Here is a 14584-nt window from a genome sequence, read left to right on the forward strand (position 1 = left end):
GGGAGACCTGGACAGGCTGGTTTTATGGCAAGCGAACGCCCGATACTGCTGGTTGAAGACAATCCCGACGACGAGGCGCTGACGCTTCGAGCCTTTCACAAGAACCGCATCGCCAACGAAGTCGTCGTGGCCCGCGACGGCGTAGAAGCGCTCGACTATCTCTTCGGCACCGGCCACCACGCCGGCCGCGACCTGTCGGTCGCACCGGCAGTCATCCTGCTCGACCTGAAACTGCCGCGTGTAGACGGCCTGGAAGTGCTGCGCCGGGTGCGTGCCGATGCGCGCACCAATCTGCTGCCGGTCGTCATCCTGACCACCTCGCGCGAGCAGCAGGACATCTACGAGGCCTACCAGCTCGGCGCCAACAGCTACATCCGCAAGCCGGTGGATTTCGAGAAGTTCATCTACGCCGTCGGCCAGCTCGGTCTGTACTGGCTGGTGCTGAACGAGCCGGTCGATCCGCCCACGAACTGAGCGCGCGCCTGGGTTCAGTGGGAGGGGTCTTCTGACCCCGACGGCAACCTGTATCGAAGCCTGCGGACGTCAGCGGCCCAGTCGCGGTCAGAAGACCGCTCCCACAGGGGCGGGGTGGCCGATTCACGACCGGAGCTGGCACCGGAATTCTGTGGGAGGGGTCTTCTGACCCCGACTGCGGCCTGTATCAAAGTCTGCGACCTGCCCCGCCGCCACGGCCAACGCTACTGCTGCAGTGGTCTGGCTGGGCGCGCAGACAGCGCGCCTCCTCAATTCCGCCGCGATCGCGCGATCTGTCTCGACAGCGCAATCAAGGGCAGCAGGCCGACGGCGACGATGGCCAGCGCCGCGGTCGATGCTTCCTGCAGACGTTCATCACTGGCCAGTGTGTAAGCCTGGGTGGCCAGCGTGTCGAAGTTGAACGGCCGCATCACCAGCGTCGCCGGCAACTCCTTCATCACATCGACGAATACCAGCAGCGAGGCGGTCAGCAGGCTGCCGCGCAGCATCGGCCAGTGCACGCGGCGCAGGGTCGCGCCGACACCGAGGCCGAGGCTGCGCGCCGCTTCGTCCATGCTGGGCGTGATGCGCGCCAGACCCGACTCGACCGATTGCAGCGACACCGTCAGGAAGCGCGCCAGATAGGCATACACCAGCGCAGCAATGCCGCCGGTCAGCAACAGCCCCGGGTTGCTGCCGGCCCACTGCTGCCACAGCCCGGACAGCAGGTGATCGAGACGGGTGACCGGAATCAGGATACCGACCGCGATCACCGCACCCGGCACTGCGTAGCCCAGACCGACGGCCGAGCGCGCCAGCGCCACCAGACGCGAGCGGCTGGTGCGGACCGCGTAGGCGAGCAACAGCGCGAGCGCCACCGCACAGACACTGGCGACGGCGGCCAGCGTGAAGCTGTTGATTGCCAGCCCGACGAAACGCTCGCCGAACTGCGCGTCACCCTCGGAAAACGCCCACTTCAACAGCACCGCTGCCGGCACGATGAACCCGGCCGCCAGCGGCAGCACACAGGCGATGGTGACGCCCCAGCCGGCGGCGCGCGGCAGCGCATGGCGGCGCGCACTGCCGCCGGCGCGACCGCTGTCATGGAAACGCGCACCACCGCGGCTCAGCCGTTCGGCCAGCAGCAACATGGCGACAAAACCAAGCAGCAGCGCGGCCAGCTGTGCCGCGGCGACACGGTCGCCGAGCGAGAACCACGCGCGGTAGATGCCGGTGGTGAAAGTCTGCACGCCGAAATAGCTCACCGCACCGTAATCGGCCAGCGTCTCCATCAGCGCCAGCGACACGCCAGCGGCAATCGCCGGCCGTGCCAGCGGCAGCGTGACGCGGAAGAAGGCTTCCCAGGCGCCCTGCCCCAGCATGCGTGCCGCCTCGTTCAGCCCGGCAGCGCGTTCGATCAGCGATTGCCGCGTCAGCAGATATACGTAGGGATAGAGCACGGCGACGAACATGCAGGCGGCACCGCCGACGGTGCGCACGTCCGGAAACCAGTAGTCGCCGCGCTCCCAGCCGAAGGTGTCACGCAAGGCCGTCTGCACCGGGCCGACGAACTGCAGCAGGTCGGTGTAGGTATAGGCCATCACGTAGGCGGGTGTGGCCAGCGGCAGCACCATGGCCCATTCCAGCACGCGGCGGCCCGGGAATTCCCACATCACGGTGGCCCAGGCGGTTGACACACCGATCACCGCGGTACCCAGCCCGACCCAAAGACAGAGCCACAGCGTGCTGGCGACGTACTCAGGCAGCACGGTTGACGCCAGATGCGCCCAGGTGTCGCCGGTGCCGCCGCTGAAAAGGTTGAACAGCACCGACAGCACCGGTGCGGCCACCAGCAGCGCCAGCAGCAGTGCGATCAGCGACAGGGGATGGAGACGGCGGGCAGACAAGTGGGGCATGCCGGCTGTCCCGGCTTGAGTTATCGGTGGCCGGTACGCTCACGCAGCGGCAGGCGCATTATAATTGAGAGCGATTATCGGTCTTGATCCGGATCACCTTTTTGTACCGCCTCCTCCGCCACACTTCGGTCCATGTCACAGCTGCTGCTTGAATCCGTACGCATCGCGTACGGCACCACCGAAGTGGTCCGCGACCTGTCGCTGCGTCTCGAACGCGGCCAGATCGGCTGCCTGCTCGGCCCTTCGGGCTGTGGCAAGACGACGGTGCTGCGTGCCATCGCCGGCTTCGAGCGGCTGCGCGAGGGGCACATCGACATCAACGGAGTCACGGTGTCGTCCAGCCGCCAGCATCTGGCGCCGGAACAGCGGCGCGTCGGCATGGTGTTCCAGGACTTCGCACTGTTCCCGCATCTGAGCGTGGCCGACAACGTCGCCTTCGGCCTGCGCAGCGGTTCGCGTGACGAAAAACGCGCGCGCGCCGACGAAATGCTGGCGGTCGTCGGGCTGACCGAGCACGCCGACAAGTACCCGCATCAGTTGTCGGGCGGCCAGCAGCAGCGCGTCGCACTGGCCCGCGCGCTGGCACCGGACCCGGAACTGCTGCTGCTCGACGAGCCCTTCTCCAGCCTCGACGTCGAACTGCGCACCCGGCTGGCGACCGAGCTGCGCGACATCCTGAAGGCGCGCGGCATCACCGCCATCCTCGTCACGCACGACCAGCAAGAAGCCTTCGCCATCGCCGACGAGATCGGCGTCATGCAGGGCGGCCAGCTGCTGCAGTGGGACAGTGCGTACAACCTTTACCACAAGCCGGAGAGCCGTTTCGTCGCCGATTTCGTCGGTCAGGGCGTGTTCCTGCCGGGTACGCTGCGCGGCGACCACGAGGTGGAAATGGAGCTGGGCGTGCTGCGCAGCGAGTTCCCCTTCCGCTGCGACGACGGCTGTCCGCACTGCGCCGCCGACAACCGTGTCAACGTGCTGCTGCGTCCGGACGACGTGGTGCACGACGACGCCGCACCACTGCGCGCCGAAGTGCTGTGCAAGTCCTTCCGCGGCGCCGAATTCCTGTACACCCTGCGACTCGGCTCGGGCCGCCGCGTGCTGTCGCTGGTGCCGTCGCACCACAACCACGCGATCGGCGAATTCATCGGCATCCGTCTCGATGCCGACCACGTGGTGGCCTTCCGCCACCCCGAGACCGCAGTCGAACCGCTGTCCAGCGCGGCGTGATTCCCTGGCTGGAACCCGGCGACCCGTTTCCGCCGGTCGAGACGGCGCTGCGCGACCCGGACGGGCTGCTGGCGGCGGGTCTCGAACTGACGCCGCAGCGCATCCTCGACGCCTACCGGCAGGGCATTTTCCCGTGGTTCTCCGAAGGTCAGCCGGTGCTGTGGTGGAGTCCGGACCCGCGCATGGTGCTGGTGCCGGCCGAAATCCGCATCACGCCGTCGATGGGCAAGGTGCTGCGCAACCGACCGTACGAAGTCCGCTGCGATACCGCCTTCGAGGCTGTCATGCGTGCCTGTGCCGAGCCGCGCAACGGGCAGGCCGGCACCTGGATCAGCGACCACATGATCGCCGCCTACGGCGCGCTGCACACACAGGGCTGGGCGCACAGCGTCGAAACCTGGGTCGATGGCGAACTTGCGGGCGGTCTCTACGGTCTGGCGCTGGGGCGGATGTTCTACGGCGAATCGATGTTCTCGCGCGCCCGCGACACCTCGAAGATTGCGCTGGTGCATCTCGCACGCTATCTTGAATCGCAGGGCTATGCACTGATCGACTGCCAGATGAACACTGCGCACCTGGCGTCCATGGGCGGACGTGAAATTGAACGCAGCGAATTCTGCCGCGTGCTGTCACAGTCGGTGCAGTCGGCCCATCCGCGGCGCTGGCGGCCCGACGAAATACCGGCTTACTTCAGACCCTGAAACGGACACCGATTCCGCTGACGCGATGGCGCTGCTCAAGGACCTGCCCTTCACCACGCTGCAGTTCTATGCAACGGCACCCTATGCCTGCTCCTACCTGCAGGGCCGCACCGCGCGCTCGCAGGTCGCCACGCCGTCCAACCTGATAGACGCCCGCCTGTACAGCGATCTGGTGCGTGCCGGCTTCCGCCGCAGCGGCGTGTTCACCTATCGCCCCTATTGCGACGCCTGCCGCGCCTGCACGCCGGTCCGCCTGCCGGTCAATCGCTTTACCGCCTCGCGCACGCAGCGCCGCTCGGAAAGAAGACACGAGAACCTGGTCGCCCGCGAGGCGCCGCTGTCCTTCCGCGAGGAGCACTACGCGCTGTACCAGCGCTACCAGTCGAGCCGGCACAGCGGTGGCGGCATGGACCAGGACTCGCGCGAACAGTATTCGCACTTCCTGCTGCAGAGCCATGTCGATACCCGACTGATCGAATTCCGCGAAGGCAGCGAGCCGGACGCCCCGCTGCGCATCGTCAGCATCATCGACATCCTCGACGACGGCCTGTCGTCGGTCTACACCTATTACGACCCCGACGTCGAAGGCGCCAGCTACGGCACCTACAACATCCTGTGGCAGGTCAGCCTGGCCCGCCTGCTCGGCCTGCCCTACGTCTATCTGGGCTACTGGATACGCGACAGCGCCAAGATGGCCTACAAGGCCCGCTTCCGCCCACTCGAAGGCCGCATCGACAGCGTCTGGCGGGAACTGGACGACGGCGAACTGGGGCTGTAGAGCCACTCTTGTGGGCGACCTGCGGTCGCAATACGACTTTGGCAGACGGCCAGCTTCGATTGAGGCCGCAATCGCGAGCAAGCTCGCCCCCACAAGACCCCTGCTCCAGCCGCCGTCAGGGAGTGCTTTGGTGGGAGCGACCTCTGGTCGCGATGCGGCTTCGGCAGACCGCCGTCGATGTCAGAAGCCCTTTCCACACACAACCCTGGCTCTTGTCGCTGCCACCGCTGGTTGCCTGCCCCCGCCGCCGGGCCGATAATCCGCGCCTTTGCGTCGCACCCCTGCGACCTGCGAACCGGATTCCACCCATGCTCTACCCGCTGCTGCGCCCGCTGCTGTTCTCGCTCGACGCCGAACGTGCCCATGATCTGACGCTGGGCACGCTGGCGAAACATCCCGGGCTGGTGCCGCTGCAGCGCGTCGCGCCCAGGCCGGTGCGCTGCATGGGCCTGGATTTCCCCAATCCTGTCGGCCTGGCGGCCGGTCTCGACAAGAACGGCGCCGCGATCGACGGTCTGGCGCGGCTCGGTTTCGGTTTTATCGAAATCGGCACCATCACGCCGCGTCCGCAGCCGGGCAACCCGAAGCCGCGCATGTTCCGGCTGCCGGCGGCGCAGGGCATCATCAACCGGATGGGTTTCAACAACCTGGGCCTGGACACGCTGGTCAACAACGTGAAGCGCTCGCGCTGGGTGCGCGAGGGCGGCATTCTCGGCATCAATATCGGCAAGAACGCGGACACGCCGATCGAGCGCGCCACCGACGACTACCTGATCGGCCTGCGCGGCGCCCACCCCTACGCGCGCTACATCACGGTCAACATTTCCAGCCCGAACACCAAGAACCTGCGCCAGTTGCAGGGCGCTGACGAACTGAACCAGCTGCTCGGCGCGCTCGACGCCGAGCGCCAGAAGCTGGACGCCGCCGCCGGCCGTACCGTGCCGATCGCGCTGAAGATCGCGCCCGACCTGGACGCCGAGCAGATCGACGCGATCGCAGAGGCGACAGTGCGCCACCACATCGACGCGCTGATCGCGACCAACACCACGCTGTCGCGCACCGGTGTCGAAAACCTGCCGCACGGCGGCGAAGCAGGCGGTCTGTCGGGCGCGCCGGTGCGCGAAAAATCGACGGCCGTGCTGCGCGCCCTGGCGCAGAAGCTCGACGGCAAGGTCGCGCTGATCGGCGTTGGCGGCATCACCGAAGGTCGTCACGCGAAGGACAAGATCGATGCCGGCGCGCAGCTGGTGCAGTTGTACAGCGGCCTGATCTACCGTGGCCCGGCGCTGGTCGGCGACGCCGCGCGCGCACTGGCGGAATCGTGACCGCCGACGCCCGCCGCGGCACCGCTGCGGGCATCTTCGCGCTGGCCGCACCGATGCTGGTGTCGCAGCTGGCGAGCATAGGCACCAACGTCGCCGACACGCTGATCGCCGGCCACCACGCCACCGCCGATCTGGCTGCCGTCGCGGTCGGTGGCGGACTGTTCATTTCGGTGGTGATCGCGCTGATCGGCATCCTGTATGCCGCCGCGCCCATCATCGCGCACCACGTCGGCGCCGGCCGGCGCGACGACATCGCGCCCGCCTTCCAGCAGGCGGTGTGGATGGCGCTCTTCCTGTCGCTGCCCGGTGCACTGTTGCTCGCCCTGCCCGACCCGCTGCTCGCGCTGTCGCAGCTCGATCCGGTGGTCGAGGCGAAAACGCGTGACTACCTGCTCGCCCTCGCCTTCGCGGTACCCGGCGCGCTGCTGTTCCGCGCCTTTCAGGCGCTGATGAATGGTATCGGCCAGCCGCGGCCGGTGATGGTGATCATGCTGGCCTGCCTGGCGGTGCATGTGCCGCTGGCCTGGGCACTCACCACCGGCGCTTTCGGCCCGCCGCTCGGCGCGCTCGGCTGCGGGCTGTCCACGCTGGTGGTTAACTGGCTGTCGGTGGTCTGCGCACTGCTGTGGCTCAAGTACTCGCCGCAACTGCGCGCGCTGCGCCCCTTTCACGACTGGCAGGCGCCCAGGGCCTGGGCACAGCGCGAAATGCTGCGCCTCGGCGGACCGATGGGCGTATCGAATTTCGTCGAGATCACCAGTTTCACGCTGATTGCGCTGTTCGTCGCCCGGCTCGGCGCCGACGTGGTGGCAGGACACCGCGTGATCGCCAACATCAACGGCGTCTGTTTCATGCTGCCGCTGGCACTGGGCAGCGGCACACTGGTGCTGGTCGGTCAGGCAGCCGGCGCACACGACTGGCTGCGTGCCCGCCACACGGCGCTGACCGGCCTGGCGATGGCCAGCGTGCTCGCGGTGTTCGTCGGCCTGCTGCTGTGGCTGTCGCGCGAGTCGGTGCTGGCCTTCTACAGCAAGGACCCGGCGGTGCTGGGCGTCGCCCGCAGCCTGCTGCCCTATGTCGCGCTGTTCGTGCTGATCGACGCCGCGCACACGCTGGCTTCGTTCGCGCTGCGCGGCTACAAGGTGACGGTGGCGCCGATGATCGTGCACACCGTCTGCTTCTGGGGCGTCGGCCTGGGCAGCGGTTACGTGCTCGCCTTTCACGGCCTGCCCGGGGCCGGCATCGCGCTGATCGCGCAGCCGATGGGGGCGGCCGGTTTCTGGCTGGCGACGCTGCTGTCAACCGTGCTGGCCGGCTTGATGATCGGCGCCATCCTGCTGCGGGTGATACGTTGACATCCACGCGCCGCCTCATGATTGCTGCGCGGCAACAGCAATCGGGATGTTTTCCCGACGGTGCACCGCACGCGGCAATTGAAGTAAAGTCCGCGGCTGCCCCGCCCGGAACAGAACAAACCACTCGTCCGGGCTTGCCACCGCCTCGCCGATGAATCCGACATCCGTCCTCCGTCCGCCTTACGTCGCCTACTTCAGCGACTTCACGCGATTCCGCTCCTGGCTCTGGGCAGCCGCCTTCGTCGCGTCCATCCTGGTGCACAGCTTCGTCGTCTGGCGGGCGTCGGTGTATGTGCCGCGCGTGGCGCCGACCGAAATCCGCGTCGATGTGCGGATGATCAAGGAAGAACCTCCGCCGCCTCCCCCACCGCCTCCTCCGCCGCCAAAGCCGGTCGAGCCGCCGCCCCCGCCGCCACCGCCGAAGCCGGTACCCAAGCCGCCCAAGCCGGTGCCTCAGCAGGCACCGCTGCCGGTGCTGGCTGCGCCGGCAGCGCCGTCGCCGGCGCCCGAGGAACGCGTGGTGCCGGTGCAGCCGCCACCGGCGCCGCTGCCGCCGATCGATGCGCCGCCACCGCCACCCGCACCAGCGCCGGTCCCTGCGCCCGCGCCGGCACCGGCAGCGCCCAGCGTCGATTTCCAGTCGCTGAAGGCGGGTTACGGCCAGGCGCTGTCGGCAGAGATCAAGAAGGGGCAGACCTATCCGCGACTGGCGGCGATGCGCGGGCTGGAAGGCACACCCAAGGTGCTCATCGTCATCGAGAACGGCCAGCTCGTATCGGCCACCCTGGTCGACGAATCCGGCCAGTCGGTGCTGGACGAAGCGGCGCTGGCGCTGGTGAAGAAGACGAAGCTGCCGCCGGTACCGGCAGCGCTGGCCGGCCAGCGGCTGGAGTTCCTGCTGCCGATCGACTACAAGCTGAAGAAGTGACAAGGGCGCCCGCGGCGCCCTTGTCTGCGTGACGCGGGTCGTTCAGACCCGGTAGTAGTCGCGGTACCAGGCGACGAAGCGCGCCACACCGTCGTCGATGGCGGTGCGCGGCGAGAAGCCGGTCCAGGCCGTCAGTTCGGATACGTCGGCATAGGTCGCCGGCACGTCGCCCGGCTGCATCGGCAGCAGGTTCTTCTGCGCGGTCATGCCCAGCGCCATCTCGATCGCGTGGATGAAATCCATCAGCGGCACCGGCCCCTGGTTGCCGATGTTGAAGACCCTGAACGGGGCTTTCGAATGCCCCGGGTGCGGATGGTCGCCATCGAAAGCCGGATCGGCCTCGGCAACGCGATCCAGCGTGCGGATGACGCCTTCGACGATGTCGTCGATATAGGTGAAGTCGCGCTGCATCTCGCCGTGATTGAACACGTCGATCGGCCGCCCTTCGATCATTGCCTTGGTGAACAGGAAGAGCGCCATGTCCGGCCGGCCCCACGGGCCATAGACCGTGAAGAAGCGCAGACCGGTGGTCGGCAGGTCGTACAGATGGCTGTAGGTGTGCGCCATCAGTTCGTTGGCCTTCTTGGTCGCGGCGTACAGGCTGACCGGGTGGTCAACGCTGTCGGCCTCGCTGAACGGCATCTTCGTGTTGCCGCCATAGACGCTGGAGCTGCTGGCGTACACCAGATGCTTCACCGCCGAATGCCGGCAGCCTTCGAGCACATTCATGAAGCCGACGATATTGGCGTCGATGTAGGCGTTCGGGTTCTGCAGCGAGTAGCGCACACCGGCCTGGGCGGCCAGGTGCACGACGCGGTCGAAACGCTCGGCCTCGAACAGCTTCGCCATGCCGTCGCGGTCCTCGACCGCCATCCTGACGAAGCGGAAGCCGGCCGCCGGCGTGAGCCGGGCCAGCCGCGCTTCCTTGAGGCGCACGTCGTAGTAGTCGTTCAGGTTGTCCAGCCCGACCACTTCGTCACCGCGTTCGAGCAGGCGCAGCGCCACGTGCATGCCGATGAAACCGGCGGCGCCGGTGAGCAGGACTTTCATCGTGCGGGGATCAGCGCCGGCCGATGGCCGAGTACTCGATGCCGGCGGCGCGCGGCACCTCCGGCTCGTACAGGTTGCGACCGTCGAAGATCACCGGCTGCTTCAGCGCATCCTTGATACGCTCAAAGTCCGGACTGCGGAACTCCTTCCACTCGGTCACGATCAGCAGCGCGTCCGCGCCTTCCAGCGCGTCCATCGGCTTGTCGGCCAGCGTCAGTCGCGGCTCGTCACCGTAGATGCGCTTCGTTTCCGTCATCGCCACCGGGTCGTAGGCCGTCACGGTCGCACCGCGACGGAACAGTTCGTTGATGATCACCCGGCTCGGCGCTTCGCGCATGTCGTCGGTGTTCGGCTTGAACGCCAGGCCCCACAGCGCGAAGCGGCGGCCCGACAGGTCTTCGCCGAACTTCGCGACGATCTTGTCCACCAGCACCATCTTCTGCACGTCGTTGGCGTCTTCCACCGCCTGCAGCACTTTCAGGTCCTGACCGTTCTCGCGTGCGGTACGGATCAGCGCCTTCACGTCCTTCGGGAAGCAACTGCCGCCGTAGCCGCAGCCGGCGTACAGGAAGTGATAGCCGATGCGCGGGTCCGAGCCGATGCCCTGGCGCACCATTTCGATGTCCGCACCCATGCGGTCCGCCAGCAGCGCCAGTTCGTTCATGAAGCTGATGCGCGTGGCCAGCATCGCGTTGGCGGCGTACTTGGTCAGTTCTGCGCTGCGCACGTCCATCACCACCAGCTTGTCGCGGTTGCGCTGGAACGGGGCGTACAGCGCACGCATCAGGTGGATGGCGCGTTCGTCGTCAGCGCCCACCACGATGCGGTCCGGACGCATGAAGTCTTCGACCGCCGCGCCTTCCTTCAGGAACTCCGGGTTGGACACCACGGCGAATTCCATCTCCTGGCCGCGCTTGGCCAGCTCGTCGGCAATCGCGGCCTTCACCTTGTCGGCCGTGCCCACCGGCACCGTGCTCTTGTTGACCACCACTTTGTAGTCAGTCATCAGGCGGCCGATGTTTCGCGCGGCCGACAGCACGTATTGCAGGTCGGCCGAGCCGTCCTCGTCCGGCGGCGTGCCCACGGCGATGAACTGGATGGTGCCGAAGCGCACCGCTTCCGCCACGTCGGTCGTGAAGTGCAGACGCCCCGCCTCGACGTTGCGGGCAACCACCGCGTCCAGGCCCGGCTCGTGGATCGGAATGCCGCCCTCCTTCAGGATCCGGATCTTCTCCGGATCAAGGTCCAGACACAGCACGTCGTTGCCCATCTCGGCCATGCAGGCCCCGGAGACCAGGCCTACGTACCCGGTGCCGATTACGGTGATTTTCATTCAGGAGTTTCCGGCGAAAAGTGAAATCTGAGGTGAACGCTGCGGTGAGGAAAGCACGGAGGACGCAGACGGATCAGTCGCGGTCGAGCACGGCGAGCAGCGCCTGCAGCGTCGCGGCGCCGAGGCGTCGGCTGCGTGCGGCACTCCAGCCGAACAGTCCGTCGGGCAGATGGGCGTTGTCCTTGAAAGGCATTTCCAGCGTCAGTGAAAGGCAGCCGAAGTGGTTGAATACCCATTTCGACGCCAGCGTCAGCAACTCGTCGGTAAAGCGGTCCGGCGCATAGCCCTCGCCCACCTGGAAATCGGGGCTGGCGGCCAGCAGCGCATCGCAGAAACGCTTCTCCTGCGCACCTTGCGCCTCGGTGAAGCCCGGCACCATGCCGTTACCGTCGATGAACACGAACGGTAGTGTCTCGTCGCCATGGATGTCGAGGAAAACATCCACACCCGTCGCCAACATGCGATCGCGCACCAGCGCCACTTCGCGACTGAAATCCATGTCCGGCTCGCGCCAGGCGCGGTTCAGATTGCAGCCGCACGCATTGGTGCGCAGATTGCCGCGCACCGATCCGTCCGGATTCATGTTCGGCACGATGTGAAAACAGGCACGCTCGAGCAGCCGGCGCGACACCGGGTCGGACGTGTCGTAAAGCCGTTCCAGCAGCCCCTCGACATAGAACTCCGCCATCGTCTCGCCCGGGTGCTGGCGGGCGGTGATCCACACCTTGCGCTTGCCCGGGGCCGGGCGACCAACGGTGATCAGGTTCAGGTCACGCCCGTCGGGCGTCGCGCCCAGATCGTCAACCGATGCCACCGGTGCGGCGTCGGCCGCGCCCAGCAGATCGAGATGGCGGTCCCAGCCGTAGGGTTCGAAATAGGCGAAATAGACGCTGTCGTAGTCCGGCGTGATGCGGAAGGTGTAGCGCTGCCCGTCGTACTGGCCGGCGGACAGCCGGAACCAGTTTCGGCGGTCGTAGGAGGCCACCACGCGGTAACCGTCCCAACCGCCGGGATACGCCGACTGACCGGCATTCTCGAAGCTCAGCACGCACGCCTGACCGCGCGCCCCCTGCAAGCGGAAGTGAAACCATTGCCGGAAATCCGCCGCATTGTCGGCCGGCAGAGCGAGACGGATGTTCGACGCGTCCGAACAGTCCAGCACCTCGATGGCGCCACTGTCGAACTGGCTGCTGATGCGGATCAAATCGGGGCTCCTGGCGTGAAGTCGGCGGAAGTATACAGGGCTCCTGTCAACCGCTCGCGGCCCGGAAACCGACAGCGTCACACCTTGGGACACGATCTTCGAGGGGTTCGGGGGCTGTGGGATGAGTCTTCCGACCCCGACTGCAGCCTGTGCCAAAGCCTGCGGACCGGAGGAGCCGCGTCGCGGTCAGCAGACCGCTCCCACAGGGGCGGTGCGCCTGACCCGCGACCTGGTTCTGGCCCGGGATCTGTGGGAGGGGTCTTCTGACCCCGACGATTCCGTCTGATCACCCACCAGCCTTCTCCCGCATGTGATGCCTCAAAGGAGCCAGACGGCGTCCCAGTGCGGATAATCGCCAACTCGAGTGACAAGCCCTGCGCGCAGCGGGTTGGCGACGATGTAACGCGCAACGGCGCGGACGTCGTCCTCCATTCTGAGCGCCCGTTCGTAATAGCCGTCTTGCCAGATCGGCCGACCCACATGATGTGCGCTGATGCTCTTCATCGTTCGCATCAGGGCCTGCAAGGTGCCGGTCTCTCCGAGCTGGACGAGCCAGTGGAGATGATCGGGCATCAGTGCGAAACACAAGCTTCGGCAACGGTGGCGCTCGGCCGTGCGATGCATGACTCGGATGACTGCCCGGGCATGGCCGAGGTCAAGGAAAACAGGTTGGCGGTACTGGGTGGTTACCGTCACGTGATAGATCTGGCCCGGCAAGGAGACCCGACCGTCGCGCAGGCGATGATAACCATGGCTCTGGAACATGCATTTATCATAACGTCGAGCGGACTTCTTTGCGATCGTCCAATCGAGCGCTGATCGCGATTGGGGCGCTAGAGTGACTGTTGGTGGATGATCATCGGCCGTATCGGGGTCAGAAGACCCCTCCCACAGAATCCCCGCCAAGGCCCAGGTCGTGGATCAGGCGCACCGCCCCTGTGGGAGCGGTCTTCTGGCCGCGACGCGACCGTTGTAGTCCGCCGGCTTTGATTCAAGCCGCTGTCGGGGTCGGAAGACCCCTCCCACAGAATTCCTATCCAGGCGCAAGTCGCAGATCGGGCGCCTCACCCCTGTGGGAGCGGTCCTCTGACCGCGACGCGACCGTTCAGTCCGCCGGCTTTGATTCAAGCCGCTTCGGGGTCAGAAGACCCCTCCCAAAGAATCCCGGCGCGATGCCCTTCACACCTCGCCGAAAGTCCTTGCCAGCAACTGCCGACCAGGGTGGTCCGGCGGCAGCAGTTCGCCCAGGCGCTGCAACGCATCGACCGCCTCGGGTGACTGGCCGAGGTGATTCAGCAGCACATCGGGATCATCGACCCGGAAGATGGCGTCCGACAGACGGGATTCGAGGCAGTCGCGCCAGGCGCGCAACAGCGGGCTTTCGGTGCGCGGCAGGAAGGCGCCGCGGTAGCAGGCGAGTGCGGTTTCGATGCGGCCGGCGTCCAGTGCCTGTTCAAGATCGCGGAAATCCGCCTGCCAGTTAACAAGCAGCCGGTACGGCCGTGAGCCGATGGCGCCACCCAGGCGGTCGCGCAGCTGCGATACCTCGGTCTTCAGCGTCGCCACGCCGACCGGGCGATCACCGTACAGCGCGGCGTGCAGCCTTTCCAGATCCAGCCCTTCGGGGTGCAGTGTCAGCAGGCACAGGATTTCGAGCTGGCGCGGCGACAGCGCCAGCGCCCTTCCCTGCAGGAAAGCCTGCGGCGTGCCCAGCATGCGAAGGCGCAGCACCGGTGCATGGCTCAATGACTGCAGCGCCTGCGACACGCGCTGCGCAAAGCGCTCGACCGCGTGCAGCGCCAGCGGTGAATGACGGTTCCAGGTGGTTGACAGATCGACCACGCCCATCACCTCGCCACTGCCGGCGTCGCGCACCGGCGCGGCGTAGCACACCCAGTCTTGCACCGCCGGAATGAAATGTTCGGCCGAGAACACGCTGGCCGGACGTCGGTAGCGCAGTGCCAGCGCCAGCGCGTTGGTGCCGACCGAGCGCTCGTCCCAGCGTCCGCCGGGCACGAAATGCACGCGTTCGGCCCGGGTGCGCATGCTGCGGCTGCAGCCGGTCCAGAGCAGACGGCCGTCGGCGTCGCTGACTGCCGCCACCATGCCGCTCTCGCGGGCCACGGTTTCCAGCTCGTTCAACGCATGAATTGACCGCCTCGCCGTACGGGGTCGTTGTCCAGTCCGGCGCGTCATCGTCGATCGGCGCTGCCGAGCAGGTTTCCGATACCGCCTCGCGCGAGCGCTGCCACGAGCCGGCGATGTCCATGCCGACCACCACGATGCGCTC

Annotated in this window: 13 protein-coding genes; 7 read left to right on the forward strand and 6 right to left on the reverse strand. The window is 66.8% G+C overall.

The annotated features are described in order from the left end of the window. Nucleotides 1-24 precede the first annotated feature (24 nt). Entirely contained in the window at nt 25-474 is a 450-nt protein-coding gene (locus ACQ66H_RS11100; RefSeq protein WP_019918178.1) for a response regulator, read from the forward strand. Nucleotides 475-743: 269 nt separating this feature from the next. On the opposite strand, the gene ACQ66H_RS11105 is transcribed toward ACQ66H_RS11100, so the two are convergent. Next, nucleotides 744-2390 (reverse strand): ABC transporter permease, encoded by a 1647-nt coding sequence (locus tag ACQ66H_RS11105; protein ID WP_430434079.1) that lies wholly within the window; start codon nt 2388-2390, stop codon nt 744-746. A gap of 132 nt (nt 2391-2522) precedes the next feature. Between ACQ66H_RS11105 and ACQ66H_RS11110 the strand changes: the two genes are divergently transcribed. The 6 genes from ACQ66H_RS11110 to ACQ66H_RS11135 all read left to right on the forward strand — a co-directional run bounded on the left by ACQ66H_RS11110 (nt 2523) and on the right by ACQ66H_RS11135 (nt 8707). Continuing rightward, a complete protein-coding gene (locus ACQ66H_RS11110; protein ID WP_430434080.1) occupies nt 2523-3620 on the forward strand; it encodes an ABC transporter ATP-binding protein in 1098 nt (365 codons plus the stop codon). Then, complete coding sequence (gene aat, locus ACQ66H_RS11115) at nt 3617-4321, forward strand: leucyl/phenylalanyl-tRNA--protein transferase (RefSeq protein WP_430434081.1); 705 nt, start codon at nt 3617-3619, stop codon at nt 4319-4321. Before ACQ66H_RS11110 ends, aat begins: the two co-directional genes overlap by 4 nt. A 25-nt stretch (nt 4322-4346) precedes the next feature. Next, entirely contained in the window at nt 4347-5099 is a 753-nt protein-coding gene (locus tag ACQ66H_RS11120; protein ID WP_430434082.1) for an arginyltransferase, read from the forward strand. Nucleotides 5100-5407: 308 nt separating this feature from the next. Then, nucleotides 5408-6424 (forward strand): quinone-dependent dihydroorotate dehydrogenase, encoded by a 1017-nt coding sequence (locus ACQ66H_RS11125; protein ID WP_430434083.1) that lies wholly within the window; start codon nt 5408-5410, stop codon nt 6422-6424. Beyond that, entirely contained in the window at nt 6421-7779 is a 1359-nt protein-coding gene (locus ACQ66H_RS11130) for an MATE family efflux transporter (protein ID WP_430434084.1), read from the forward strand. The genes ACQ66H_RS11125 and ACQ66H_RS11130 overlap by 4 nt, the downstream gene beginning before the upstream one ends. Nucleotides 7780-7930: 151 nt before the next feature. Then, nucleotides 7931-8707 carry an energy transducer TonB gene (locus ACQ66H_RS11135; RefSeq protein WP_430434085.1) on the forward strand — a complete coding sequence of 259 codons (777 nt, stop codon included), beginning with the start codon at nt 7931-7933 and terminating at the stop codon, nt 8705-8707. Between the two features lie 42 nt (nt 8708-8749). On the opposite strand, the gene ACQ66H_RS11140 is transcribed toward ACQ66H_RS11135, so the two are convergent. From ACQ66H_RS11140 to ACQ66H_RS11160, 5 genes are all read right to left on the reverse strand, one after another. Further along, nucleotides 8750-9757 carry an NAD-dependent epimerase gene (locus ACQ66H_RS11140; protein WP_430434086.1) on the reverse strand — a complete coding sequence of 336 codons (1008 nt, stop codon included), beginning with the start codon at nt 9755-9757 and terminating at the stop codon, nt 8750-8752. Between the two features lie 10 nt (nt 9758-9767). Next, the gene (locus ACQ66H_RS11145; RefSeq protein ID WP_430434087.1) at nt 9768-11090 is read right to left on the reverse strand and encodes a UDP-glucose dehydrogenase family protein; all 1323 of its coding nucleotides are present in this window, start codon (nt 11088-11090) and stop codon (nt 9768-9770) included. A 73-nt stretch (nt 11091-11163) separates the two neighbouring features. Beyond that, nucleotides 11164-12294 carry a M14 family metallopeptidase gene (locus tag ACQ66H_RS11150; protein WP_430434088.1) on the reverse strand — a complete coding sequence of 377 codons (1131 nt, stop codon included), beginning with the start codon at nt 12292-12294 and terminating at the stop codon, nt 11164-11166. Nucleotides 12295-12612: 318 nt separating this feature from the next. Then, nucleotides 12613-13059: an REP-associated tyrosine transposase gene (locus ACQ66H_RS11155; protein WP_430434089.1), complete on the reverse strand. Its 447-nt coding sequence runs from the start codon at nt 13057-13059 to the stop codon at nt 12613-12615. A gap of 414 nt (nt 13060-13473) precedes the next feature. Then, nucleotides 13474-14436, reverse strand: a complete 963-nt coding sequence (locus ACQ66H_RS11160) for a GAF domain-containing protein (protein ID WP_430434090.1) — start codon at nt 14434-14436, stop codon at nt 13474-13476. Nucleotides 14437-14584: the final 148 nt, after the last annotated feature.

It is taken from the genome of Methyloversatilis sp., assembly GCF_965284615.1.
Taxonomy (GTDB): Bacteria; Pseudomonadota; Gammaproteobacteria; order Burkholderiales; family Rhodocyclaceae; genus Methyloversatilis.